Origin of the sequence: Serratia sp. HRI, assembly GCF_010119335.3 — a bacterium.
GTDB classification, from domain to species: domain Bacteria; phylum Pseudomonadota; class Gammaproteobacteria; order Enterobacterales; family Enterobacteriaceae; genus Serratia; species Serratia nevei.
Genome location: NZ_CP083690.1, coordinates 4,681,451 through 4,703,348, shown reverse-complemented (window position 1 = coordinate 4,703,348; position 21,898 = coordinate 4,681,451). Strand labels below are relative to the sequence as shown.

Genomic DNA, 21,898 nt, shown 5'->3' with positions numbered 1-21,898 from the left:
CATGAACGCGCCCCTTCTTAACGGCCAGGTGGCGGTGATCGGCGCCGGCACCATGGGCATCGGCATCGCCCAGGTGGCCGCCGCCGCCGGCCACCCGGTGCGGCTGTTCGATATCGCGCCCGCCGCCGCCCAGCGCGCGATCGACGATCTCGCTCGCCGCCTGCGCCAGCGGGTCAACGACGGCAAGGCCGACGCCGCGCCCACCGAAGCCCTGCTGGCGCGCCTCGAATGCGCCGACTCGCTCGAGCAGCTGGCCAACTGCACGCTGGTGATTGAAGCGGTGGCGGAAAATTTGGCGATCAAACAGGCTCTGTTCCGCGATCTGGAGGCGCTCTGCTCGCCCACGACGCTGTTCGCCAGCAATACCTCTTCGCTGTCGATCACCGCCATCGCCGGGGCACTGAAACACCCGGTACGCATGGCCGGGCTGCACTTCTTCAACCCGGCGCCGCTGATGAAACTGGTGGAGATCGTCAGCGGCCTGGAGACCGGCGCCGAGACCCTCGCCGCGCTGCAGGCCCTGGCGCAGCGCTGGGGTAAGCAGAGCGTCGTGTGCCGATCGACGCCGGGATTTATCGTCAACCGCGTGGCGCGGCCGTTCTATGCCGAAACCCTGCGCGCGCTGGAGGAACGGGTGGCTGACGCCGCCACGCTGGACGCGGTCTTGCGCGACGCCGGCGGCTTCGCCATGGGCCCGCTGCAATTGACCGATCTGATCGGCCAGGACGTCAATTACGCCGTGACCGACTCGGTGTATCAGGCCTTCTATCAGGATCCGCGTTTCACTCCCTCACTGGTGCAGCAGGAGTTGGTGGCCGCCGGGCACCTCGGCCGTAAATCCGGCCGCGGTTTCTACCGCTACGACGCGCCGCGATCCGCCGCCGCGATCGCCTTTGCGCCACCGGCGCATGCCGCACTGCCGCAACGCGTTACGCTGCACGGCGACTGGTCTTCGCTGGCCGATTTGGCGCAGCTGTTAAGCGAAAATGCGGGGGCGATCAAACAACCTGGCCAGACCAGCCCACACGTCACGATCGACGACGTTACACTGATGTTAACCAATGGTAAAACCGCCGGCCAACGGGCCGACGAACGTGGAACGCCCGTGGTGCTGTTCGATCTCTGTGCCGACTATGCGCACGCCTCCGCCATCGCCATCAGCTGCGCGGCGCAAAACGATGCACAACACAATGCCAAAGCGATTCGCCTGCTGCAGTCCCTCGGCAAGCAGGTCATTCCGTTGCCGGATTACCCCGGCCTGCTGACGATGCGCACCCTGGCCATGCTGGCCAACGAAGCGCTCGACGTGGTGAACAAAGGCGTCGCCAGCGCCGAAGATACCGATCTGGCGATGCTGCGCGGCGTCAACTATCCGCGCGGCCCGCTGGCCTGGGGCGCCGCGCTCGGCTGGCGCCACATTCTGGCGACGCTGGAAAACCTGCAACGCTATTACGGCGAAGCGCGCTATCGCCCGATGCCGCTGCTGCGCCGCTACGCTTCCCCCGCCTCTTTCCCAGGAGCCGAACGATGAACGCCAATACGCCGCGCGCGCTGGCTCAGCGCTGCGCCGAACAGATGTTTCAGCAAGATACCTGCGCTCAGGCGATGGGGATGCACATCGATGCCGTCGACGCCGGATACGCTCAGGTCAGCATGACCGTCGGCCCGCAGATGCTCAACGGCCACCAGACCTGCCACGGCGGCCAGCTGTTCAGCCTGGCGGACACCGCCTTCGCCTACGCCTGCAACAGCCAGGGGTTGGCGGCGGTGGCCTCCGGCTGCAGCATCGACTTCGTCCGCCCGGCACTGGCCGGCGATCGCCTCACCGCCAGCGCGGAGATGCGCCATCAGGGCAAAGCCACCGGGCTGTATGACGTCGAAATCGTTAACCAACGGGGCAAAACCGTCGCCTGGTTCCGCGGCCGCGCGCACCGCCTCGGCCACAGCATTTTAGGAGATCAGGCATGAATCAGGCATTTATCTGCGACGGCGTGCGTACCCCGATCGGCCGCTATGGCGGCGCGCTGGCCCAGGTGCGCGCCGACGACCTCGCCGCCCTGCCGCTGCGCGTGCTGTTGGAACGCCATCCGCAGGTAGATTGGGCGCAGCTGGACGACGTGATCCTCGGCTGCGCCAACCAGGCCGGAGAAGACAACCGCAACCTGGCACGCATGGCGCTGCTGCTGGCCGGAGTGCCGGTCGGCGTGTCCGGTACCACGGTGAACCGCCTGTGCGGTTCGGGCCTGGATGCGCTGGCGATGGCGGCGCGCAGCATCAAAGCCGGTGACGCCGGGCTGCTGCTGGCGGGCGGCGCGGAATCGATGACCCGTGCGCCGCTGGTGATGGGCAAGGCAGACAGCGCCTTCAGCCGCCAGGCGCAGCTGTACGACACCACCCTCGGCTGGCGCTTCGTCAATCCGCGGATGCAGGCCGAGTTCGGCACCGATTCGATGCCGGAGACCGCCGAAAACGTCGCGGCGCAGTTCAACATCAGCCGTGCCGATCAGGACGCCTTTGCGCTGCGCAGCCAGCAGCGCGCCGCTCGGGCGCAGGCGCTGGGCCACCTGGCGCAGGAGATAGCCCCGGTCAGCCTCACCGGCAAAAAAGGCGCGGTGACGCTGTTCAGCCAGGATGAACACCCGCGCCCCGACACCACCTTTGATCAGCTGCAGGCGCTGAAAACCCCGTTCCGTCAGCCCGGCAGCGTCACCGCCGGCAACGCCTCGGGCCTGAACGACGGTGCGGCGGCCCTGATCGTCGCCTCCGAAGCGATGGCGGCGCGCCAGGGGCTGACGCCGCGCGCGCGCATCGTCGCCACCGCCACCTGCGGCGTGGAGCCGCGGCTGATGGGCATCGGCCCGCTGCCGGCCACCCGCAAGGTGCTGGAAATCGCCGGGCTGAGCCTGGCGCAGATGGACGTTATCGAACTGAACGAAGCGTTCGCCGCCCAGGCGTTGGCGGTGATGCGCCAGCTTGGCCTGCCGGACGATGCCCCGCAGGTCAACCCCAACGGCGGCGCGATCGCCCTGGGGCATCCGCTGGGCATGAGCGGCGCGCGCCTGGCGCTGGCCGCCCTGTTTGAACTGGAACGGCGAGCCGGCCGCTACGCGCTTTGCACCATGTGCATCGGCGTCGGCCAAGGCATCGCCATGATCATTGAGCGTGTCTGACCCCCTGAGGCTAACCATGACAATAAATCCACAGCCCCTCGAAACGATCGAATTCGCCTCGCGCGATGAGATTGAAGCGTTGCAGCTGACGCGTCTGAAGTGGACGCTGCACCACGCCTACGACAATGTGCCGATGTACAAACGCAAGTTCGACCAGGCCGGCGTGCACCCCGACGATCTCAAACAGCTGAGCGATCTGGCGCGCTTCCCCTACACCACCAAGCAGGATCTGCGCGACAACTACCCATTCGACACCTTCGCGGTGCCGATGGAACAGGTGGTGCGCATCCACGCCTCCTCGGGCACCACCGGCCGCCCGACGGTGGTGGGTTACACCCAGCGCGACATCGATAACTGGGCCGATATCGTCGCCCGCTGTCTGCGCGCCGGCGGCGCCACCGCCAAAGACAAGGTGCACGTCGCCTACGGTTACGGCCTGTTCACCGGCGGCCTCGGCGCGCACTACGGCGCAGAGCGGCTCGGCGCGACGGTGATCCCGATGTCCGGCGGCCAGACGGAACGCCAGGCGCAGCTGATCCTCGATTTCAAACCCGACATCATCATGGTGACGCCGTCCTATTGCCTGACGCTGATCGACGAGCTGGAGCGCAAGATGGGCGGCGACGCGCGCGGCTGCTCGCTGCGGCTCGGCGTGTTCGGCGCCGAACCCTGGACCGAAGCCCTGCGCCACGAGATCGAAACCCGCATGGGCATCAAGGCGCTGGATATTTACGGCCTGTCGGAAGTGATGGGGCCGGGCGTGGCGATGGAGTGTCTGGAGAGCGGCGGCGGCCCTACCATTTGGGAAGACCACTTCCTGCCGGAGATCATCTGCCCGGAAACCGGCGTCGCCCTGCCGGACGGCGAGCACGGCGAACTGGTGTTCACCACCCTGACCAAAGAGGCGCTGCCGGTGATCCGCTACCGCACTCGCGATCTCACCCGGCTGCTGCCGGGCGACGCGCGCCAGATGCGCCGCATGGGCAAGATCACCGGCCGCTCCGACGACATGCTGATCATCCGCGGCGTCAACGTCTTCCCGTCGCAGGTGGAAGAGCAGATCATGCAGTTCGAGCAGCTGTCGCCGCACTATCAGCTGCAGGTCAGCCGCAGCGGGCACCTGGACACGCTGGCGGTGCGCGTCGAGCTCAAGGAGTCGGCGCTCAGCCTCAGCCACCAGCAGCGTTGCGACATCTGTCACCAGCTGCGCCACCATATCAAATCGATCGTGGGCGTCAGCACCGACGTCAGCATCGCCAACTGCGGCGATATTCCGCGCTCGGAAGGCAAAGCGCAGCGCGTGGTCGATTTGCGGCCGCGCTGAGGCGCACGGCGTCACGGATGACGCCGCCTCAAATTAGGCGTAATGTTATGGCTCATCGAAGGCTAACCCATGGAAAAATATGGAACATAAACTGGATGAGTTCATTCGCCATGCCGTCGACGCGCAGCCGATCAGCGGCACCTCGCTGATCATTTCGTTGTACGGCGACGCACTCAGCCACCGCGGCGGCGAAGTGTGGCTCGGCAGCCTGAGCGCGCTGCTGGAGGCCTTCGGCTTCGGCGATCGCTTCGTGCGCACCTCGGTGTTCCGCCTGCAGAAAGAGGGTTGGCTGGCGGTGGAGAAAATAGGCCGCCGCAGCTTCTACCGCGTGACCGAGCAAGGGATGCGCCAGTTCCGCCACGCCGAATCGAAAATCTATCTGCGCGAGCAACCCGCCTGGGACGGCAAGTGGGAGCTGTTACTGCTGGAAAGCGCCGAAAAAAACGCGCGCGCGCGGCTGAAAAAAGAGTTGGGCTGGCTCGGCTTCGGGCAAATCGCCAGCAACCTGATGGCCGCCCCCACCCATGCGCAAACCGACGTGACGGCGCTGCTCGGCGAGCTGAACGCCGGCGAGCAGGTGATCTACTTTCGCGCCGATTACCCCTACAACCGCTCCGAGCAAACCCTGCAGAAATTGGTGGCCGACTGCTGGTCGCTAAGCGAAGTGGCGGCCGGTTATCACGAATTTATCGTCTCCTTCCGGCCGCTGATGGCGCTGCTGCGCGAAGTCGACCCGGCGGCGCTGACGCCGCTGCGCTGTTTCCAGATTAAGCTATTATTGATTCACTTCTTCCGTCGCGTGGTGTTGAAAGATCCGCTGCTGCCGGACGCGCTGCTGCCCGCGCAGTGGGAGGGCCAGATCGCCCGCAACCTGTGCATCAATCTCTATCAGCAGGTCGATCGCGCCGCGACGGAGTACGTCAGCGCGCTGGCGGAAACCACCATCGGCGCCCTGCCCGCGCCGGCCGCCGGCTATTATCGGCGCTTCGGCGGCCTGCCGCGCGACCCTACATTTTAAGGAACTCACGCTATGCCTGTGTATCAGATTGACGGCCTGACGCCGGTCGTCGACCCCAGCAGTTACGTGCACCCGACGGCGGTGCTGATCGGCGACGTGATCGTCGGCAAGCACGTATACATCGGCCCGAATGCCAGCCTGCGCGGCGATTTTGGCCGCCTGGTGATCTGCGACGGCGCCAACATTCAGGATAACTGCGTGATGCACGGCTTCCCGCAGCAGGACACGGTGGTGGAAGAAGACGGCCATATCGGCCACGGCGCCATCCTGCACGGCTGCCGCATTCGTCGCAATGCGATGGTGGGCATGAACGCGGTGGTGATGGACGGCGCGGAGATCGGCGAGAACACCATCGTCGGCGCGATGGCGTTTGTCAAAGCCGCGGCGGTGATCGAAGCCAACAAGCTGGTGGTCGGCAGCCCGGCGCGCGTGCTGCGCGATCTGACCGAACAGGAGCTGGCCTGGAAGATCGCCGGCACCCGCGAGTATCAGGATCTGGTACAGCGCTGCAAATCCTCGCTGCACGAAGTGGCGCCGCTGACCGAAATCGAACCGGGCCGCCGTCGCCTGAGCTTCGGCGACCACCTGATCCCGAAAAGCCAGCTTTAGTCTCAGGAAATGACGCGGGCCTTCCGACCGCTAACTTGATTCAGATAGCCTGAAACAGGCTATCTGATCTGCTCAACTTTCAAGACCCCCGATTCACGGTATAACCGGAATGACGAACTAAAGTTCCGTCCACCTGATTGACCTTCCCCTTTAAAGAAAGTCTCAGTCAGGAACCCGTAGGTATGTCCTTCCTTGAACGGATAACCGAAATCAGGCACGCACGAGTCTTGTGATAAAAGGAGAGGTTGGCTTTCATTTACATCAAAATATTTTCTAAACGCTTCATTCTCTTTATCCGCTTCTACGATCTGGATCCCATTTAGATACTCATGACTTTTCGCGGGCACCTGCAGGCATACCTTATCATCGACCACATTCACCTTTGCAGCCTGAATATCGAGAATCCTTGACTCACACGCTGACAACATCAGAATGGAACAAAGCGTCGCCAGGTATTTCCTCTTTTCCATTATCATTTCACTCCTTGCAAAAAGCGGAACAGCGTTTTGCGATACCTTGTCGCTAACGTATTTTGATCTGAAACACCTTGATAAGTGACCACCGGCCAAGCCTTACACCGCTGGATATTCCATTCACGGTAGCCATAGGCCTGCAAAACATAGTAATCAGCAATAATCTGAGCCTGCTGCTCAAGCCCATAGTCCAATAACGCTCTGTCATCCAATCGATAGGTATAATCAGCTGCCCAACTGAACATTCCCCGAGCTCTTACCCACATACCTTTCTGATGCTGCCATACGTGCATCATTTCATGAATAATAGATGCCTGATATCAACGGTTGATTCAGCGCCAAAATCCGGGGAGTACAGCTCTTTTCTGAAAAACAATTCGCCATTAGGCGTCATAGCCGTTCCACGCCTTTGTAAGCCAAAAGGAAGATAGCTAGCGCAATGTATCCACACGCGCGGATAAGCTATCTCCCCACCAAAAACCGTTCTTGCTAAAGCAATCTCTTTCAACGTTAGCTGTCTGAGCGATCCTTAGCCTCAGCCCTCCCCTTATTACTCCACCTCCGGCGCCTTGAACGGCGACGGCGCAACCGCGCGGCGGCTCTGGAAGTGATAAGCCGCCACCAGCAGCAAGGTGAACGGAATACCGAACCACAGCGTCATGCGGAAGAATTCGGTAAACGCCGTCGAGATCATCAACGCTGCCATCAGCCCGGTGCCGAGCAAGGTGGTATAGGGAAAGCCCCACATGCGAAATTTCAGGTGGGTCTGCCGATGCCGGCGGCGGAAGAACAGGTGGGTGACGAAAATCATCAGCCAGGTAAAGCAGGCGCCATACACCGAGATAGACATCATGGCGGCGAACGAGGTTTCCGGCGCCACCAGGCTCAGCACGATAGACACCACGATACCGATGCACGACATCGCCAGCGCATTGACCGGAATACCGCGCCGGCTGACGCGCCCCAACGCCGCCGGCGCCTGCCCGGCGCGCGACAGCGAGAACATCATGCGAGTGGTGATATACAGCTGGCTGTTCATTGCCGACAGCGCCGCTACCAGCACGATAAAGTTGAAAATACCGGCGGCGGCGGGCAGATGGATCACGTTCATCGCCATCAGGAACGGGCTTTCGCCGGTGCCGGACTGGCGCCAGGGCACGATGGCCAGCATCAGGGCGATCGACAGCATGTAGAAGATGAACAGCCGCACGATGGTGCCCTTGAACGCCGCCTTCACCGCAATCACCGGATTCTTCGCCTCGCCGGCGGCCACCGCGATCATTTCAATGCTCAGGTAGCTGAAGATGGACACGATCACCGCGAACCACATGCCCTTGACGCCAAACGGCATAAAGCCGCCGGCGGTCAGGTTGCGCAGGCCGTAGGCCGGGTTGCCCGAGAACGCCAGAATGCCGATGCCGATCAGAATAAACGCCACGATCGCCGTCACCTTGACGGTGGACAGCGCGTATTCCACCTGGCCGAACGATTTCACGCCGATCACGTTAACAACGATCACCGCCGCCGAGAACAGCAGCACCCACGGCCAGGTCGGCGTCGCCGGGAACCAGAACTGCATGTACATGCCGATGGCGGTGACTTCGGTGCCCACCGCCAGCACCACGCAAGACCAGTAGGAATAACGCACCAGAAAACCGAACAGCGGGCCGAGGTAGAATTCGGCGTAGTCGCCGAACGAGCCGGGCGTCGGGTGTTCGGAGGTCATTTCCGCCAGGCTGCCCATCAGCAGCAGCGCAATGACGCCACCGATCAGGTAGCTCAGCAATACCGACGGCCCCGCCATCTGAATGGCGTAGGCGCTGCCGAGAAACAGCCCGGTGCCGATGGCGCCGCCGATCGCCAGCATCGACATCTGCCCGGCGGTAAGATGCTTGTTCAACCCGCCCTGGCGGCGGGCGATATGCTCAAAATCATTCATCTGTGGCATGGCTGTGCTCCCGGGCGGAGTTAGGCGGTGCGGGTGACGTCGAGGATCGCGGCGGTCACATAGTCGATGTTGCCGGGGTTAAGCCCTGGCAGGCACATGCGGCCGGGCGAGACCAGATAGATGGCATAGCGCTGCCGCAGGGTCTGCAGCTGCGCTTCGTTCAGGCCGGTATAGCTGAACATGCCGCGCTGATCGCGTATGCGCCGGTGATCCAGCGAAGAGCCGCCCTGCGCCAGCCCGGCGGCCAGCTGCTCACGCATTTGCTTGATGCGCGAGCGCATTTCTGCCAGCTCATTGCGCCAAAGCTCGCCAAGTTCGGCGTCGCCAAGCAGGGTTTCCACGATCTGGCTGCCGTGCGTCGGCGGGCAGGAGTAGCTGCGGCGGATCAGCGTTTTTAACGCCCCTTTGACGTTGGCGGCATTTTCCGCGTCGGCGCAGCGCACCGACAGCGCGCCCAACCGCTGGCCGTACAGCGCGACGTTTTTGGAAAACGAATTGCAGACCAAAAACGGCAGATCGGTTTTCAGCGCTTCGCGCAATGCAAAGCAATCCTCCTCCAGCCCGTCGCCGAAGCCCTGATAGGCGATGTCGAACAGCGGCAGCAGGCTGCGTCGCTGCAGCACGGCGAGCGTGGCGCGCCATTGCTCCGGCGTCAGATCGGTGCCGGTCGGGTTGTGGCAACAAGGGTGCAGCAAGACCACGCTGCCCGGCGGCAGGCTGTCCAGCACGTCGAGCATGGCGGCGAAACGCAGGCCGCCCGCCGCTTCGTCAAAATAGGGATAGGTTTTCACCCGCAGCCCGGCGCCTTCAAAAATCGCCCAATGATTGGCCCAGGTGGGATCGGACACCCAGATTTCGCCGCGCGTCAGAAAGTGACGCAGAAAATCCGCCGCCAGCTTCAATGCGCCGGAACCGCCGACGGTCTGCACCGTGGCGATCCCGGCCGCCTGTTGCTCACCGAACAGCAGCGTCTGCACCTGGCGAGCGAACTGCGGCGAACCCTCGATCGGCGGATAGCCATGTGGGCGACGCAGCGCCAACAATCGCTGTTCGGCCGCCTCAACCGCGCGCATCAGCGGAATATTCCCCTGCCGATCGTAATACAGCCCAATGCCTAAATTCACTTTTTTCGGATTGGGATCCTGCAAATAGGCTTCCATCAGCGACATAATAGGATCGGCGGCGGAAGGTGCAATCTGTTTAAACATGACGCATCCTTAACTCGTTATTGAATTAATATAAAGACAGGCTTAAGGAGAAATTAAATCAGGCGATAGCGCTGACGGTAATTTCTATTTTCATTCCGGGCACCACCAATTTCTCGACGATAACCGTGGAGCGATTGGGATAAGGATAATTAAAGTATTTCCGGTAAATATCATCGAGCCATTTAACGTCGTTAACGTCGGTAAGATACACGATCACCTGCAGCACCTTATCGCTGTGGCTGCCCGCCGCCTTCAGCGTCTGCGCCAGGTTATCGAAGGTTAACGCAATCTGTCGCTCCGGCGCGCCGGTGTCGATGCTGCCGTCCGCCCGTACCGGGCCGTGGGCGGTAAACAGCATGCCGCCGCCCCGGGTGGCCCAGGAAAAAGGCTGGCCGATATCCGGCAGCCCGGTCTCTACAATCTCACGCATGTCAGTGGTTCCCGTGGTGGTCAAGTTGGCGAAGCAGCGCGCCGTCGGCGGCGAACAACGCATCCAGGATGGTGAAATGGTTGGCGCCGGGCACCGCGACCAGTTCAGCCGGCAGCCCGCGTTGGCGCAGCGCCGCATGATAGTGTTGCGACTGACCTCTCAGTTCCGGCAGCTCCAATGCGCCGTAATACAGCGTAAGCGGCTTGCCGCACGTCGGCAGGCGGCGCGCCGGGCTGAGCGTTTCAATTTGCCGCGTGGTCAACTGCAGCGCCCGATTGACATAGCTTTGTTGCAGCGGCGCCAGCTCGAACAGGCCGCTGATGGGAAAGACGGCATCCACTAACGCATGCTGCTGCCAGAGCGCCGCCAGCTGCCCGCCGGCGGAATGGCCGCACAGATAAACCGGATGGGCGTAGTGCGGCGGCAGGCGGCGCTGAATGGCATCCAGCGCCATTCCGATCTGTCGGCATATTTCGTCGAGATCCACCGCCGGCGCGAGCGCATATTCCACCAACACCACGTCAAAACCCAACGCCAACGGCCCGGCGGCGATAAAGGCGAAATCCGCCTTGTCGCAGAATTGCCAATAGCCGCCGTGAATAAATATTAACGTCCCCTGATGCTGCTTTGCAGAATAGAGCCAATCCATCGTCTCGCGTTCGCTTTCGCCATACGCAATATTCTTTTCATGTTTTGTCTGATGATAAATAGCCGCGCTACGGGTCTGAAATGAAGCCAAAATAGCGTCTTCATTATCCACCGTAGCGCCGTTGTCATAGCTCCCCGCAAGTTGTTTCATATATTAAACTTCGTTTATTATTTAAGATATGAATTAACTATTAGCACCCGCAACATTATTGTCAAGACGGGTCTATCAGCAATGCGCGCCCGGTAAAATAAAACAACACCGGCAGCGAAAAGTTTAACCCATGAAACTTTTTGCGCTTATTTTCCCCGCCCGTCCGGCTGAATTTGCGGCAATGCGCTTAGCCGCTCAAACGCATAATCCCAAAAGGCGCGCACCTTCAGCGGCATGCGCTGCGCCTGCTGCGCCACCAGCTGCACCGGCATCGGCAACGGTTCATGGTCCGCCAGCAGCCGCACCAGCGTACCGGCGGCCACATCGTCCGCCACCTGATACGAGAGCAGCCGGGCGATGCCCTTGCCGGCACGCACCGCCAGCAGCTGCGCTTCCACATCGTTGAGCAACAGCCGGGGGGCCAGGCGCACCCGCTCGCCGTTTTCCTGCGGGCCGAAGCGCCATTCGCGCAGCGACGGCCGCTGGGTGCCGACGATGGTGGCATGCTCTGCCAACTGCGCCGGTGAGCGCGGCTCGCCGCAGCGCGCCAGGTAAGCCGGGCTGGCGACCGTCACCCGGCTGACCTGCCCCAGCCGCCGCGCCACGCGCGAAGAGTCCTGCAGATGGCCAATGCGCACCGCGATATCCAGCCCTTCGTCGATCAGATCGAGATTGCGATCGTTCAACACCATTTCGATCTGCATCTGCGGGTAGTCATCGAGAAACGCCATCACCACCGGCGCCACGTAGCGGCGGCCGAACTGCACCGGCGAAGTAACGCGCAGCAAGCCGCTCAGCTGCGCTTCGGCGGTATCCTGCACCACCGCCTGATAATCCTGCAGCAGCTGTTGCGCGCGCTCCAGCAACCGCACGCCCGCTTCGGTAGGCGCCAGCCGCCGGGTGGTGCGCTCCACCAGCCGGGTGCCGAACCGCTGTTCCAGCGCGGCGATCGCCCGGGTGATCGCCGGCGCCGAGCGCCGCAGTTTGCGCCCGGCGGCCGCCAGGCTGCCCTGCTGCACCACCGCCACGAAGATTGCCAACTCGTCTAACCGATCCATAGACTCTTCCGATAAGTGAAATTATCAATTTCCACATTGCCGGATTCCGCTCATTCACCGCAAGAGTATGCTGAAAAAAAACACTGAGGAGAAACGCCATGTCCACCATCACCCTCTACGGCACCCCGCTTTCCGGCCACGTTCACCGCGTGGCGTTGCTGCTGCGCATGCTGGCGCTGCCCTATGCATGGGTCGAAGCCTCGGCGGACGTACGGCAGAGCGCAGCCTTTCGCCGGCTCAACCCGTTCGGCCAGATCCCGGTCTTGCAGGACGGCGATCTGACGCTGGCCGACAGCAACGCCATTCTGGTCTATCTGGCGAAACGCTATGCGCCGGACAGCCACTGGCTGCCGGAACAGCCGGCGGCGGCGGCGCGGGTGCAGGCCTGGCTTTCCAAAGCCGCCGGCGAAGTCCGCTACGGCCCGGCGGCCTGCCGATTGATCGCCCAGTTCGCGGTGCCGGAGGATTATCAGGCGGCGCGGGCAATCAGCGATCGTTTTCTGCCGCAGATGGAGCAGCACCTGAGCGAGCGCGACTACCTGGCCGGTGAACACCCCACCATCGCCGATCTGGCCTGCCACAGCTACGTGGCGGTCGCGGCCGAGGGCGGCATTTCGCTGTCGCCTTATCCTGCGATACGTCGCTGGACGGCGCGCATCGCTGCACTGCCCGGCTTCTTCGCCATGCCGGCCCTGCCGGCACCGGCGGCGAGCTGACGCCATGATCCCGCAACTGTTCCATCCCGATGAGCTGCGCGCACAGACGCTGGCCGGTTTCGATCGCGTGGGCGGCGGCATCTACCCCGCGATGCCGGATCAGCACCGCGCGTTTTTCGCCGCGCTGCCTTACCTGTTTGTCGCCACGCTGGACGACCAGGGCTGGCCCATCGCCACCCTGTTCAGCGGCCCGCCCGGATTTTTACGCACGCCGGATGACACGCACCTGCGCATCAGCGCGCCGCGCCGCAGCGACGATCCCGCCCAGGCGCTGTTGCTGCCCGGCAAACCGGTCGGCGCGCTCGGGCTCGACTTCAGCAACCGGCGGCGCAACCGCGCCAACGGCACCGTCGGCCGCACCGATAAAAACCGGGTGGAGATCGTCGTGCACCAAAGCTTCGGCAACTGCCCGCAGTACATTCAGCGCCGCGAACTCTACCCGATGGAGAGCCGGCCACAGCCGGTTGAGCATTTAGCGTCGCTCGATGCGGCGGCGCAGGCGCTGATCCGCACCGCGGACACCAGCTTCGTCGCCAGCGGCGCGCACCTGGAACTGGCGCAGGGCGGCGTCGATATTTCCCATCGCGGCGGCCGCCCCGGCTTTATCCATCTGGAAGGCGACAGGCTGTGGATGCCGGACTTTCGCGGCAACCGTTATATGAATACGTTGGGCAACCTGCTGGCCGAACCGCGGGCGGCGCTGCTGTTCATCGATTTCGATCGCGGCGACGTGCTGCACCTGCAAGGAAAAACGCAGATCCTCTGGCAGACGCAAGGGGATCCCGGCGTTGAAGGGGCGGAACGCTATTGGCGGTTTGACGTTCACCGCGCCTGGCGCTTTGCGGCGGCGCTGCCGTGGCGGGGACGCGATCTTGAGTATTCGTCCGCGACGCTGGCGACCGGGGTGTGGCACCGCTGAAATGAAAAGCCCCGCTGCGGCGGGGCTGAATCGGGAAATTACAGGCTGTGTTCGGCCGCCGCTGCGGCCTGATAAAGCTGACTAAAATAACGCAACCGCGCAAAGAACAGGCGGCTTTGCTGTTCCGACATATTGCCGGCCACCTGCCCGGCGTCAATCTGCCGCCCTTGCCATTCCATCAGGGCGATACTCGACGCCAAAAAATCCATCTCGCTGCCGTAGGCCGCGAGATGTCTGTCCACTGATTTCATCATTCGCACACTCCTTTTAATCACATCGAAAAGGGTCATATGCCTGCTCTTTCAGTATCGGCCCGACGGCGGATATTTTTTGTACAGAAGGTGCGCATGAAGAAAACGCGCATCTTGTCGCCACGCTGGCAAACGGCGGCGGTAAAGTTTGCTAGGGTAAAGGGTAGCCGTATGGGATAGACCATTCTGTTGAACTCAGCAAAGGAAGAGACTAATGAGCACCAGCATCAGCGCTACCCTCAAGGACCCCACGCTGTTCCGCGAGGCCAATTACATCGACGGGCAATGGTTGCCGGCCAAAGCAGGCCACACGATCGCCATCCATAACCCCGCTAACGGCGAGTTGGTTGGCCATGTGCCGGCCTTCGGCGCCGAAGAAACCGCGCGCGCCATCGCCGCCGCCAAAAAGGCGCTGCCCGCCTGGCGTGCGCTGACCGCCAAAGAGCGCGCCGGCAAGCTGCGGCGGCTGTTTGAGCTGATGATGGAAAATCAGGAGGATCTGGCGCGCATCATGACGGCGGAACAGGGTAAACCGCTGGCTGAAAGCCGCGGTGAAATCGCCTATGCCGCCTCCTTTATCGAATGGTTCGCCGAGGAAGGCAAGCGGGTCTACGGCGACACCATTCCGCAGCCCCAGGCGGACCGCCGCATCATCGTGCAGAAAGATCCGATCGGCGTGTTCGCCGCCATTACCCCGTGGAACTTCCCGGCGGCGATGATCACCCGCAAAGCCGGCCCCGGCTGGGCGGCGGGCTGTACCGGGGTGATCCGCCCCGCCAGCCAGACCCCGTTCTCAGCGCTGGCGATCGCCGTGCTGGCGGAGCGCGCCGGGCTGCCCGCCGGGGTGTGCAACGTGATCACCGGCCCCAGCAAAGGCATCGGCGGCGAACTCACCGCCAACCCGGATGTGCGTAAACTCTCCTTCACCGGCAGCACCGAAGTCGGCGCGCAGCTGCTGGCCCAGTGTGCGCCCACCATCAAGAAAACCAGCATGGAGCTGGGCGGCAACGCGCCGTTTATCGTGTTCGACGACGCGGATCTGGACGCCGCCGTGGCCGGCGCGGTCGCCTCGAAATACCGCAACGCCGGCCAGACCTGCGTCTGCACCAACCGTTTTCTGGTGCAGGACGGCGTGTACGACGCCTTCGCCGCCAAACTGAAAGCCGCCGTCGCCAAGCTGAAGGTCGGCAACGGCCTGGATGACGGCGTCACCATCGGCCCGTTGATTAACCCGGACGCGGTGGAGAAAGTGCGCGAGCATATCGCCGACGCCGTCGAGCACGGCGCATCGGTGCTGCTGGGCGGCAAGCCTGACGCGCTGGGCGGCAATTTCTTCACCCCGACCATCCTGACCGATGTGCCGCGCACGGCGAAAATCTTCCGCGAGGAGACGTTCGGCCCGGTAGCGCCCCTGATCCGCTTCAGCCAGGAAGCGGAAGCCATCGAACTGGCCAACGACACGCCGTTTGGCCTGGCCGCTTACTTCTACAGCCGCGACATCGGCCGGGTGATGCGCGTGGCCGAAGCGCTGGAGTACGGCATTGTCAGCATTAACGAAGGGCTGATTTCCACCGAGGTGGCACCGTTCGGCGGCATGAAGCACTCCGGTTTGGGCCGCGAAGGCTCAAAATACGGCATCGAGGACTATCTCGAGATCAAATACCTGTGCCTTGGCGGTTTGGGCGCCTGATACGATCGGCCTCCGCGTTTGCGGGGGCCCTGTCTGGCGGATCCGGGAAGCCTTTGCTACCTTTAGGCCTCTCGTTCAAACGGTTAAAAGGAATTTCCGCTATGCAACCCCTCTCAATGCAGCTGCCCGGCTTTTACGTCGCCGGCCAAACGGTCAGAACCACCAATCAGGACGAAACCCGGCCCGAGACGGCAAAAATCCCGGCGCTGTGGTCAGACTTTTTCGCCACCTCGCCCGCCATGCCGGTCTACGGGGTCTACGCCAACTACGCCTCCGACGCCGGCGGGCCGTTTGACGTCACCGCCGGCAGCGCGGCAGAGAACGGTTTGCACATCCAACCCGGCCGCTATCTGGTGTTCCAGGCCCGTGGCGCCATGCCGGCGGCGGTTATCGCAGGCTGGCAAGCCATCTGGGCCTACTTCGAGCAACACCCGGAAATCGAACGCCGCTTCCTGACCGACTTCGAAACCTATACCGGCCCCGAGGCGGTCGATATCCATATCGGCTGCCGCTAACGTCGCATTGAACTCAACGATGACAACGTTCTTCTCCACCATTCCTATGGCGCATGTCTTTTCGGGGGACAAAACCAAGGCGTTTTACCTGAATTTTCTCGGTGACACGCTGGAATGTGAGCACCGTTTCAGCAAGACATCCCATCGCGAGATAATCTATACTGATGCCAGGATGCATTACTCTTTTCGTTTAGCGTCATGTAGATGGAGCGACAGATGGCTAACTCTGAATCGACCTGCGATTCCCTTTCAATACCAGTGGCAGATTTATTCCATGATCAATAAGAAAAACGCCGTGCTTACCCCGGCTGCAATGCTATTGCTACAGCCTATTTTCGCCAGCCAGGCACTGGCGGCAGAAAATAATGAAGAAAAAAGCGACACCCTGGTGGTGATGGCGCAACCCACCGGATTGACCGAGCTGGGATCGCCGGTCTCCGTCAGCGTGATCGACGGCGAAACCCTGCGCAACGCCGCGCCGCAGATTAACCTGTCGGAAAACCTCGGCAGCGTGCCGGGCCTGCAGATCCAAAATCGGCAAAACTATGCGCAGGATCTGCAGATGTCGATACGCGGGTTCGGCAGCCGTTCGATGTTCGGCGTGCGCGGGGTGCGCATGTACGTCGACGGCATTCCCGCCACCATGCCCGACGGCCAGGGTCAAACCTCCAATATCGACATCAATTCCGTCGAGCGCATCGAGGTGCTGCGCGGCCCTTATTCCGCGCTGTACGGCAACGCCTCAGGTGGGGTAATCAACGTTGACACCCAGACCGGCGCCCAGCCGCCGACGCTGGAAGCCGGCGGCTATTTCGGCAGCGACAACACCTGGCGCTACGGGGTGAAAGCGACCGGCGCCACCGGCGACGGCACCCAGGCCGGCGACGTCAACTACGCTATTTCCGGCACCCGATTCACCACTCAGGGCTATCGCGATCACAGCGCCGCGCGGAAAAACCTCGGTAACGGCAAGCTCGGCGTGCGCCTGGACGACGTCAGCACCCTGACGCTGATGTTCAACAGCGTCTCGATTGACGCCGGCGATCCGGGCGGCCTGACCGAGGCGGAATGGAGGGCCAATCCGCGCCAGGCGCCGCGCGCGGATCAATTCAACACCCGCAAATCGCTCGACCAGACCCAGGCCGGCCTGCGCTATCAGCGCCGGATGAGCGAGCGCGACGAACTGACCCTGACCGCCTACCACGGCGAGCGCCACACCACGCAGTACCAATCGTTTCGCAGAGAACAACAGCTCAATCCTGCCAACCCCGGCGGGGTGATCGTGCTGGAAAGAAAATATCAGGGCATTGACACTCGCTGGAAGCATGAGGATACTTTCGCATCGTTACCGGTAACACTGATCGGCGGTCTGGATTATGAAACCATGACCGAACGCCGCCAGGGGTTCGAAAACTTTATTCTGCGAGACGGCACAGTGGACTACGGCGAGAAAGGCGACCAGCGGCGCAACGAGAAGAACCGCATCTGGAACCTGGATCCTTACCTGCAAACCTCCTGGCAACTGACGCCGCACTGGACGCTGGACGCCGGCCTGCGCTACAGCACGGTCAGCTTCGACTCGACCGACTATTACATCACGCCGCGCAACGGCGACGACAGCGGCAGCAAACGCTACCACCAGTGGCTGCCGATGGGCTCGCTCAACTACAAGATCAACCCGGCATGGAACGTTTATCTCTCCGCCGGCCGCGGCTTTGAAACCCCCACCACCACCGAACTCTCCTACCGTCCCGACGGCCAGCCAGGCCTCAACCTCGGCCTGCAGCCTTCCACCAGTGATACCGTCGAACTGGGTAGCAAACTGCGCCTCGGCAACGGCCTGGTGAGCGCGGCCCTGTTCCAGACCGATACCGATAACGAGCTGGTGGTGGCGGAAAGCCAATACACAAATATTACCTACGCCAACGCCGGCAAAACCCGGCGGCGCGGCCTGGAGCTGGCGCTGGATCAAGAGTTCGCGCTGGACTGGCGCCTGCATATGGCCTGGACGCTGCTGGACGCCACCTACCGCAGCGAAATGTGCGGTAAATCCGGCTGTACCCCCGCCGGCAATCGCCTGCCGGGCATCGCGCGCAACATGGGCTACGCCTCGCTGGCCTTTGCGCCGCCGGAAGGCTGGCATGCCGGCGCGGAGCTGCGCTACATGAGCGACATTCAGGCCAACGACGCCAACAGCGCGCAGGCCCCCGCTTACACCGTGGCCGGCGTAAACGCCGGCTATCGCTTTACCTGGAACCGCTGGGCGCTGGACGTGTTCAGCCGGGTGGACAACGTGTTCGATCGCCGATACGTCGGTTCGGTGATCGTCAACGAAGGCAACGGCCGCTATTTCGAGCCGGCGCCGGGTCGCAACTGGGGTGGCGGCGCCACCTTGTCTTACCGCTTTGAATAAGGCAAAGCACCTTAAGGTTAAAAGACGGAATAGGTTTTACGTCACCCTAGCGGCTTCCCGCTGAAATATTAGGGAGAAACCGCGTGTTTTTTCCGATTTGGCTTAATCTCTAAATCGGGGACTTTCATTTTTGGTAAGGGTATTGCTATGCAAAATAAAGCGTCACTATCGCCGCTTATCGTCATAACGGCGCTGTTTGCCGCCCTGAGCGGGCTTTATCTGCTCGGCGGCGGCATTTGGCTGGCCAAGTTGGGCGGTTCGCTGTATTACATCATCGCCGGGCTGGTGCTGCTGGCGACCTCTTGGCTGCTGTTCCGCCGCCGCGCCACCGCGCTGCTGCTGTACGCCGTGTTCCTGTTGGGCACCACCGTTTGGGCCTTGTGGGAAGTCGGCCCGGACTTCTGGGCGTTGACGCCGCGTCTGGACGTCACCTTCTTCTTCGGCCTGTGGCTGGTACTGCCGTTTATCTACCGTAAGCTGGTCGCCAACGGCAAGTTCGCCTACGGTGCGCTGAGCGCGGCGCTGGTCATCACCGTCATTGCGCTGGCCTATGCCGTGTTCAACGATCCGCAAGAGATCAACGGCACCCTCGACGCCGCGCAGGTACAGCCTAAAGACACCACCGGCGCCGACTGGCCGGCCTATGGCCGCACCCAGGAAGGCACCCGTTACTCGCCGCTGAGCCAGATCAACGACAAAAACGTTGGCCAGCTGCAAGAGGTTTGGCGTTTCCAGACCGGCGATCTGAAGACCGCCAACGATCCGGGTGAGATCACCAACGAAGTCACGCCGATCAAGATCCGCGATACCCTTTACATGTGTACGCCGCACCAGAAGCTGTTTGCGCTGGATGCCGCCACCGGTAAAGAAAAATGGAAGTTTGATCCGCAGCTGAAGTACAACCCGACCTTCCAGCACATCACCTGCCGCGGCGTGTCTTACCACGAAACCGCTGCCGCCGCAGACGCTGCCGGCAACGCCGCACCGGCGATGTGCGCACGCCGCATCATTCTGCCGGTCAACGACGGCCGCCTGTTCGCGCTGGACGCCGAAACCGGCAAGCCGTGCCCGGACTTCGCCAATAACGGTGAACTGAACCTGCAGAGCAACATGCCGTATGCGACGCCGGGCCACTACGAGCCGACTTCGCCGCCGGTGATCACCGATAACGTGATCGTCGTCGCCGGCGCCGTGACCGACAACTACTCCACCCGCGAGCCTTCCGGCGTGATCCGCGGCTTCGACGTCAACAACGGCAAGCTGCTGTGGGCCTTCGATCCTGGCGCGAAAGATCCGAACGCCATCCCGGCGGACGAGCATCACTTCGTGCCGAACTCGCCGAACTCCTGGGCACCGGCCGCCTATGACGCCAAGCTGGATATCGTCTATCTGCCGATGGGCGTCGCCACGCCGGACATCTGGGGCGGCAACCGCACCCCGGAAATGGAGCGCTACGCCAGCGGCCTGTTGGCGCTGAACGCCTCCACCGGCAAGCTGGCCTGGTTCTATCAAACGGTCCACCATGACCTGTGGGACATGGACGTGCCGGCGCAGCCGACCCTGGCGGACATTACCGACAAGAGCGGTAAAAAAGTGCCGGTCATCTACGTGCCGACCAAAACCGGCAACATCTTCGTGCTGAACCGCACCAACGGCGAACTGGTGGTGCCGGCGCCGGAGAAACCGGTACCGCAGGGGCCGGCCAAAGGCGATCGCCTGTCACCGACCCAGCCGTTCTCCGAGCTGACCTTCCGTCCTGAGAAGAAACTGACCGGTGCAGACATGTGGGGCGCGACCATCTATGACCAGCTGGTCTGCCGCGTGATGTTCCACAGCCTGCGTTATGAAGGCACCTTCACCCCGCCTTCCGAGCAGGGCACGCTGGTGTTCCCGGGTAACCTCGGCATGTTCGAGTGGGGCGGCCTGGCCGTCGATACCGATCGCGAAATCGCTATCGCCAACCCGATCGCGCTGCCGTTCGTGTCCAAACTGATCCCACGCGGCCCAGGCAACCCGATTGAGCCGCCGGAAGGCGACAAGGGCGGCAGCGGTACCGAAACCGGTATCCAGCCGCAGTATGGCGTGCCGTTCGGCGTCACGCTGAACCCGTTCCTGTCACCGTTCGGCCTGCCGTGCAAACAGCCGGCCTGGGGTTACATTTCCGCCGTTGATCTGAAAACCAACGACATCGTGTGGAAAAAACGCATCGGCACCGTGCGCGACAGCTCCCCGCTGCCGCTGCCGTTCAAAATGGGCATGCCGATGCTGGGCGGCCCGGTGACCACCGCCGGTAACGTGTTCTTCATCGGCGCCACCGCAGACAACTACCTGCGCGCCTTCAGCGTGACCAACGGTGAGAAACTGTGGGAAGCGCGCTTGCCGGCCGGCGGCCAGGCGACGCCGATGACCTATGAGGTCAACGGTAAGCAGTACGTCCTGATCTACGCCGGCGGCCACGGTTCCTTCGGCACCAAGCTGGGCGACTATGTAGTCGCTTACGCGCTGCCCGATCAGAAGTAACCGCCACCGGTAATACCCTGCAAAGCACGCCGCAAGGCGTGCTTTTTCTTTTTACGCCCCGCCTGATGCGCCGCCCGCAATACCCTTAATTTTTTCATTTTCATTATTGATAATAATTATCATTCGCAATATTATGAGTGCGTGGCCCCGGCAGTGGCCCGCAATCCTTCTCCACCTTAATGGGCAATATGGCAGTCGGCCGCCTGCGGGCGGCCCTATTCGGAGGCGTATGGTCGACCACACGCAAAGACACCAAAAGAAGATCCTGCAAGCGGCGGTGAAAACGCGGCGCGCCGGCCTGCCGTTCGAGCCGGCTCCCCCCGTCCATTCGCCCTTTGTCGGGCTTCCCCATCAAACAGAGGCCGTGCTGGTGCACCTGATCGGCCAAGATGACCCACAGGAGCCGCCGGAATGAATGTGCAGCCTTTTACCGCCATGCTGATGTTTGCCTACGTGCTGCTGATGGTGCCGCTGCTCTACGTCATCGACAGCCGTCTGAGCGCCGGTAAGCTGGTGCGCAAAGCCACGCAAAACGTCATCATCATCGCGTTGACGCTGTTGTTCTTCAGCGCGATGACCCTGCTGTATTGACGCCGCAGCGGCTCAGGCGTAGGTCTGGCGCCTGAGCCGCGCCTTCACCCTCGCGGCCGCTCTACGGTTTTCAACCCGCCCATTCGCAGCCAGTGGTAGAGACCCGCGTTGCGTTTGAAACCCAGTTTTCTCATCGCCGCCTGTTTGTGGTTGCTGACGGTTTTCACGCTCAGGTGCAGGTTGCGCGCAATGGTGGCCTGCGGCAATTCACAGGCCAGATAGCGCATCACGTCCTGCTCATGGCGG

The 21,898-nt window shown here is 62.4% G+C and carries 22 protein-coding genes and 1 pseudogene; 14 read left to right on the top strand and 9 right to left on the bottom strand.

Annotated features, from left to right (window positions below):
* Position 1 precedes the first annotated feature (1 nt).
* The 6 genes from GF111_RS22480 (at position 2) to paaY (ending at position 6,121) form a co-directional block, all read left to right on the top strand.
* Positions 2 to 1,531 carry a 3-hydroxyacyl-CoA dehydrogenase gene (locus tag GF111_RS22480; protein WP_147190934.1) on the top strand — a complete coding sequence of 510 codons (1,530 nt, stop codon included), beginning with the start codon at positions 2 to 4 and terminating at the stop codon, positions 1,529 to 1,531.
* Positions 1,528 to 1,968: a hydroxyphenylacetyl-CoA thioesterase PaaI gene (paaI, locus tag GF111_RS22475; protein WP_047730362.1), complete on the top strand. Its 441-nt coding sequence runs from the start codon at positions 1,528 to 1,530 to the stop codon at positions 1,966 to 1,968. The genes GF111_RS22480 and paaI overlap by 4 nt, the downstream gene beginning before the upstream one ends.
* Positions 1,965 to 3,170: a 3-oxoadipyl-CoA thiolase gene (gene pcaF, locus GF111_RS22470; protein ID WP_038872173.1), complete on the top strand. Its 1,206-nt coding sequence runs from the start codon at positions 1,965 to 1,967 to the stop codon at positions 3,168 to 3,170. Before paaI ends, pcaF begins: the two co-directional genes overlap by 4 nt.
* Positions 3,171 to 3,186: 16 nt before the next feature.
* Complete coding sequence (gene paaK, locus GF111_RS22465; protein ID WP_038872175.1) at positions 3,187 to 4,494, top strand: phenylacetate--CoA ligase PaaK; 1,308 nt, start codon at positions 3,187 to 3,189, stop codon at positions 4,492 to 4,494.
* A 79-nt stretch (positions 4,495 to 4,573) separates the two neighbouring features.
* A complete protein-coding gene (paaX, locus tag GF111_RS22460) occupies positions 4,574 to 5,512 on the top strand; it encodes a phenylacetic acid degradation operon negative regulatory protein PaaX (RefSeq protein ID WP_047730361.1) in 939 nt (312 codons plus the stop codon).
* 12 nt (positions 5,513 to 5,524) lie between these two features.
* Positions 5,525 to 6,121: a phenylacetic acid degradation protein PaaY gene (gene paaY, locus GF111_RS22455; protein WP_033643617.1), complete on the top strand. Its 597-nt coding sequence runs from the start codon at positions 5,525 to 5,527 to the stop codon at positions 6,119 to 6,121.
* A 59-nt stretch (positions 6,122 to 6,180) separates the two neighbouring features.
* Here the strand turns inward: paaY and GF111_RS22450 are convergent, their stop codons facing one another.
* The 7 genes and pseudogenes from GF111_RS22450 to GF111_RS22420 form a co-directional block, all read right to left on the bottom strand.
* The gene (locus GF111_RS22450) at positions 6,181 to 6,591 is read right to left on the bottom strand and encodes a putative T6SS immunity periplasmic lipoprotein (RefSeq protein WP_139108004.1); all 411 of its coding nucleotides are present in this window, start codon (positions 6,589 to 6,591) and stop codon (positions 6,181 to 6,183) included.
* 2 nt (positions 6,592 to 6,593) lie between these two features.
* Positions 6,594 to 7,102: pseudogene (locus GF111_RS22445) on the bottom strand (type IV secretion protein Rhs).
* Positions 7,103 to 7,144: 42 nt separating this feature from the next.
* Complete coding sequence (locus GF111_RS22440; protein WP_147190936.1) at positions 7,145 to 8,542, bottom strand: amino acid permease; 1,398 nt, start codon at positions 8,540 to 8,542, stop codon at positions 7,145 to 7,147.
* Positions 8,543 to 8,562: 20 nt separating this feature from the next.
* Positions 8,563 to 9,750: an amino acid aminotransferase gene (locus GF111_RS22435; RefSeq protein WP_147190938.1), complete on the bottom strand. Its 1,188-nt coding sequence runs from the start codon at positions 9,748 to 9,750 to the stop codon at positions 8,563 to 8,565.
* Between the two features lie 58 nt (positions 9,751 to 9,808).
* Entirely contained in the window at positions 9,809 to 10,180 is a 372-nt protein-coding gene (locus GF111_RS22430) for a RidA family protein (RefSeq protein WP_033643621.1), read from the bottom strand.
* A 1-nt stretch (position 10,181) separates the two neighbouring features.
* Positions 10,182 to 10,979 (bottom strand): alpha/beta hydrolase, encoded by a 798-nt coding sequence (locus GF111_RS22425; RefSeq protein ID WP_147190940.1) that lies wholly within the window; start codon positions 10,977 to 10,979, stop codon positions 10,182 to 10,184.
* A 146-nt stretch (positions 10,980 to 11,125) separates the two neighbouring features.
* Positions 11,126 to 12,037, bottom strand: coding sequence for a LysR family transcriptional regulator (locus GF111_RS22420; RefSeq protein WP_047730355.1), 912 nt, complete (start codon positions 12,035 to 12,037; stop codon positions 11,126 to 11,128).
* 98 nt (positions 12,038 to 12,135) lie between these two features.
* Between GF111_RS22420 and GF111_RS22415 the strand changes: the two genes are divergently transcribed.
* Both GF111_RS22415 and GF111_RS22410 read left to right on the top strand, forming a co-directional pair.
* Positions 12,136 to 12,753 carry a glutathione S-transferase family protein gene (locus GF111_RS22415; RefSeq protein ID WP_110610853.1) on the top strand — a complete coding sequence of 206 codons (618 nt, stop codon included), beginning with the start codon at positions 12,136 to 12,138 and terminating at the stop codon, positions 12,751 to 12,753.
* A gap of 4 nt (positions 12,754 to 12,757) precedes the next feature.
* Positions 12,758 to 13,672, top strand: a complete 915-nt coding sequence (locus tag GF111_RS22410) for a pyridoxamine 5'-phosphate oxidase family protein (RefSeq protein WP_147190942.1) — start codon at positions 12,758 to 12,760, stop codon at positions 13,670 to 13,672.
* Positions 13,673 to 13,710: 38 nt separating this feature from the next.
* Here the strand turns inward: GF111_RS22410 and GF111_RS22405 are convergent, their stop codons facing one another.
* Positions 13,711 to 13,926, bottom strand: coding sequence for a glycogen synthesis protein (locus GF111_RS22405; protein ID WP_147190944.1), 216 nt, complete (start codon positions 13,924 to 13,926; stop codon positions 13,711 to 13,713).
* 211 nt (positions 13,927 to 14,137) lie between these two features.
* Between GF111_RS22405 and gabD the strand changes: the two genes are divergently transcribed.
* The 6 genes from gabD to GF111_RS22375 all read left to right on the top strand — a co-directional run bounded on the left by gabD (position 14,138) and on the right by GF111_RS22375 (position 21,652).
* The gene (gene gabD / locus GF111_RS22400; RefSeq protein WP_147190946.1) at positions 14,138 to 15,613 is read left to right on the top strand and encodes an NADP-dependent succinate-semialdehyde dehydrogenase; all 1,476 of its coding nucleotides are present in this window, start codon (positions 14,138 to 14,140) and stop codon (positions 15,611 to 15,613) included.
* Positions 15,614 to 15,714: 101 nt separating this feature from the next.
* Entirely contained in the window at positions 15,715 to 16,128 is a 414-nt protein-coding gene (locus tag GF111_RS22395; RefSeq protein ID WP_147190949.1) for a GyrI-like domain-containing protein, read from the top strand.
* Between the two features lie 274 nt (positions 16,129 to 16,402).
* Positions 16,403 to 18,541 (top strand): TonB-dependent receptor PqqU, encoded by a 2,139-nt coding sequence (gene pqqU / locus GF111_RS22390; protein WP_174840534.1) that lies wholly within the window; start codon positions 16,403 to 16,405, stop codon positions 18,539 to 18,541.
* Positions 18,542 to 18,688: 147 nt separating this feature from the next.
* Complete coding sequence (locus GF111_RS22385; RefSeq protein WP_147190951.1) at positions 18,689 to 21,061, top strand: glucose/quinate/shikimate family membrane-bound PQQ-dependent dehydrogenase; 2,373 nt, start codon at positions 18,689 to 18,691, stop codon at positions 21,059 to 21,061.
* Positions 21,062 to 21,290: 229 nt separating this feature from the next.
* Positions 21,291 to 21,476, top strand: coding sequence for a hypothetical protein (locus GF111_RS22380; RefSeq protein WP_038872209.1), 186 nt, complete (start codon positions 21,291 to 21,293; stop codon positions 21,474 to 21,476).
* A complete protein-coding gene (locus GF111_RS22375; RefSeq protein WP_038872213.1) occupies positions 21,473 to 21,652 on the top strand; it encodes a hypothetical protein in 180 nt (59 codons plus the stop codon). The genes GF111_RS22380 and GF111_RS22375 overlap by 4 nt, the downstream gene beginning before the upstream one ends.
* A gap of 44 nt (positions 21,653 to 21,696) precedes the next feature.
* On the opposite strand, the gene GF111_RS22370 is transcribed toward GF111_RS22375, so the two are convergent.
* Positions 21,697 to 21,879, bottom strand: a complete 183-nt coding sequence (locus GF111_RS22370; RefSeq protein ID WP_094460483.1) for a LuxR C-terminal-related transcriptional regulator — start codon at positions 21,877 to 21,879, stop codon at positions 21,697 to 21,699.
* Positions 21,880 to 21,898 lie beyond the last annotated feature (19 nt).

What these genes read in the sequence shown, in the direction of transcription:
- GF111_RS22415 (WP_110610853.1), top strand. Translation starts at nt 12,136, where the DNA reads ATGTCCACCATCACCCTCTACGGCACCCCGCTTTCCGGCCACGTTCAC.
- GF111_RS22435 (WP_147190938.1), bottom strand. Translation starts at nt 9,750, where the DNA reads ATGTTTAAACAGATTGCACCTTCCGCCGCCGATCCTATTATGTCGCTG.
- GF111_RS22370 (WP_094460483.1), bottom strand. Translation starts at nt 21,879, where the DNA reads ATGCGCTATCTGGCCTGTGAATTGCCGCAGGCCACCATTGCGCGCAAC.
- GF111_RS22410 (WP_147190942.1), top strand. Translation starts at nt 12,758, where the DNA reads ATGATCCCGCAACTGTTCCATCCCGATGAGCTGCGCGCACAGACGCTG.
- paaI (WP_047730362.1), top strand. Translation starts at nt 1,528, where the DNA reads ATGAACGCCAATACGCCGCGCGCGCTGGCTCAGCGCTGCGCCGAACAG.
- GF111_RS22425 (WP_147190940.1), bottom strand. Translation starts at nt 10,979, where the DNA reads ATGAAACAACTTGCGGGGAGCTATGACAACGGCGCTACGGTGGATAAT.
- GF111_RS22395 (WP_147190949.1), top strand. Translation starts at nt 15,715, where the DNA reads ATGCAACCCCTCTCAATGCAGCTGCCCGGCTTTTACGTCGCCGGCCAA.
- GF111_RS22375 (WP_038872213.1), top strand. Translation starts at nt 21,473, where the DNA reads ATGAATGTGCAGCCTTTTACCGCCATGCTGATGTTTGCCTACGTGCTG.
- pcaF (WP_038872173.1), top strand. Translation starts at nt 1,965, where the DNA reads ATGAATCAGGCATTTATCTGCGACGGCGTGCGTACCCCGATCGGCCGC.
- GF111_RS22385 (WP_147190951.1), top strand. Translation starts at nt 18,689, where the DNA reads ATGCAAAATAAAGCGTCACTATCGCCGCTTATCGTCATAACGGCGCTG.
- GF111_RS22420 (WP_047730355.1), bottom strand. Translation starts at nt 12,037, where the DNA reads ATGGATCGGTTAGACGAGTTGGCAATCTTCGTGGCGGTGGTGCAGCAG.
- gabD (WP_147190946.1), top strand. Translation starts at nt 14,138, where the DNA reads ATGAGCACCAGCATCAGCGCTACCCTCAAGGACCCCACGCTGTTCCGC.
- paaK (WP_038872175.1), top strand. Translation starts at nt 3,187, where the DNA reads ATGACAATAAATCCACAGCCCCTCGAAACGATCGAATTCGCCTCGCGC.
- paaY (WP_033643617.1), top strand. Translation starts at nt 5,525, where the DNA reads ATGCCTGTGTATCAGATTGACGGCCTGACGCCGGTCGTCGACCCCAGC.
- GF111_RS22430 (WP_033643621.1), bottom strand. Translation starts at nt 10,180, where the DNA reads ATGCGTGAGATTGTAGAGACCGGGCTGCCGGATATCGGCCAGCCTTTT.
- GF111_RS22480 (WP_147190934.1), top strand. Translation starts at nt 2, where the DNA reads ATGAACGCGCCCCTTCTTAACGGCCAGGTGGCGGTGATCGGCGCCGGC.
- GF111_RS22380 (WP_038872209.1), top strand. Translation starts at nt 21,291, where the DNA reads ATGGTCGACCACACGCAAAGACACCAAAAGAAGATCCTGCAAGCGGCG.
- paaX (WP_047730361.1), top strand. Translation starts at nt 4,574, where the DNA reads ATGGAACATAAACTGGATGAGTTCATTCGCCATGCCGTCGACGCGCAG.
- GF111_RS22405 (WP_147190944.1), bottom strand. Translation starts at nt 13,926, where the DNA reads ATGATGAAATCAGTGGACAGACATCTCGCGGCCTACGGCAGCGAGATG.
- GF111_RS22450 (WP_139108004.1), bottom strand. Translation starts at nt 6,591, where the DNA reads ATGGAAAAGAGGAAATACCTGGCGACGCTTTGTTCCATTCTGATGTTG.
- GF111_RS22440 (WP_147190936.1), bottom strand. Translation starts at nt 8,542, where the DNA reads ATGCCACAGATGAATGATTTTGAGCATATCGCCCGCCGCCAGGGCGGG.
- pqqU (WP_174840534.1), top strand. Translation starts at nt 16,403, where the DNA reads ATGATCAATAAGAAAAACGCCGTGCTTACCCCGGCTGCAATGCTATTG.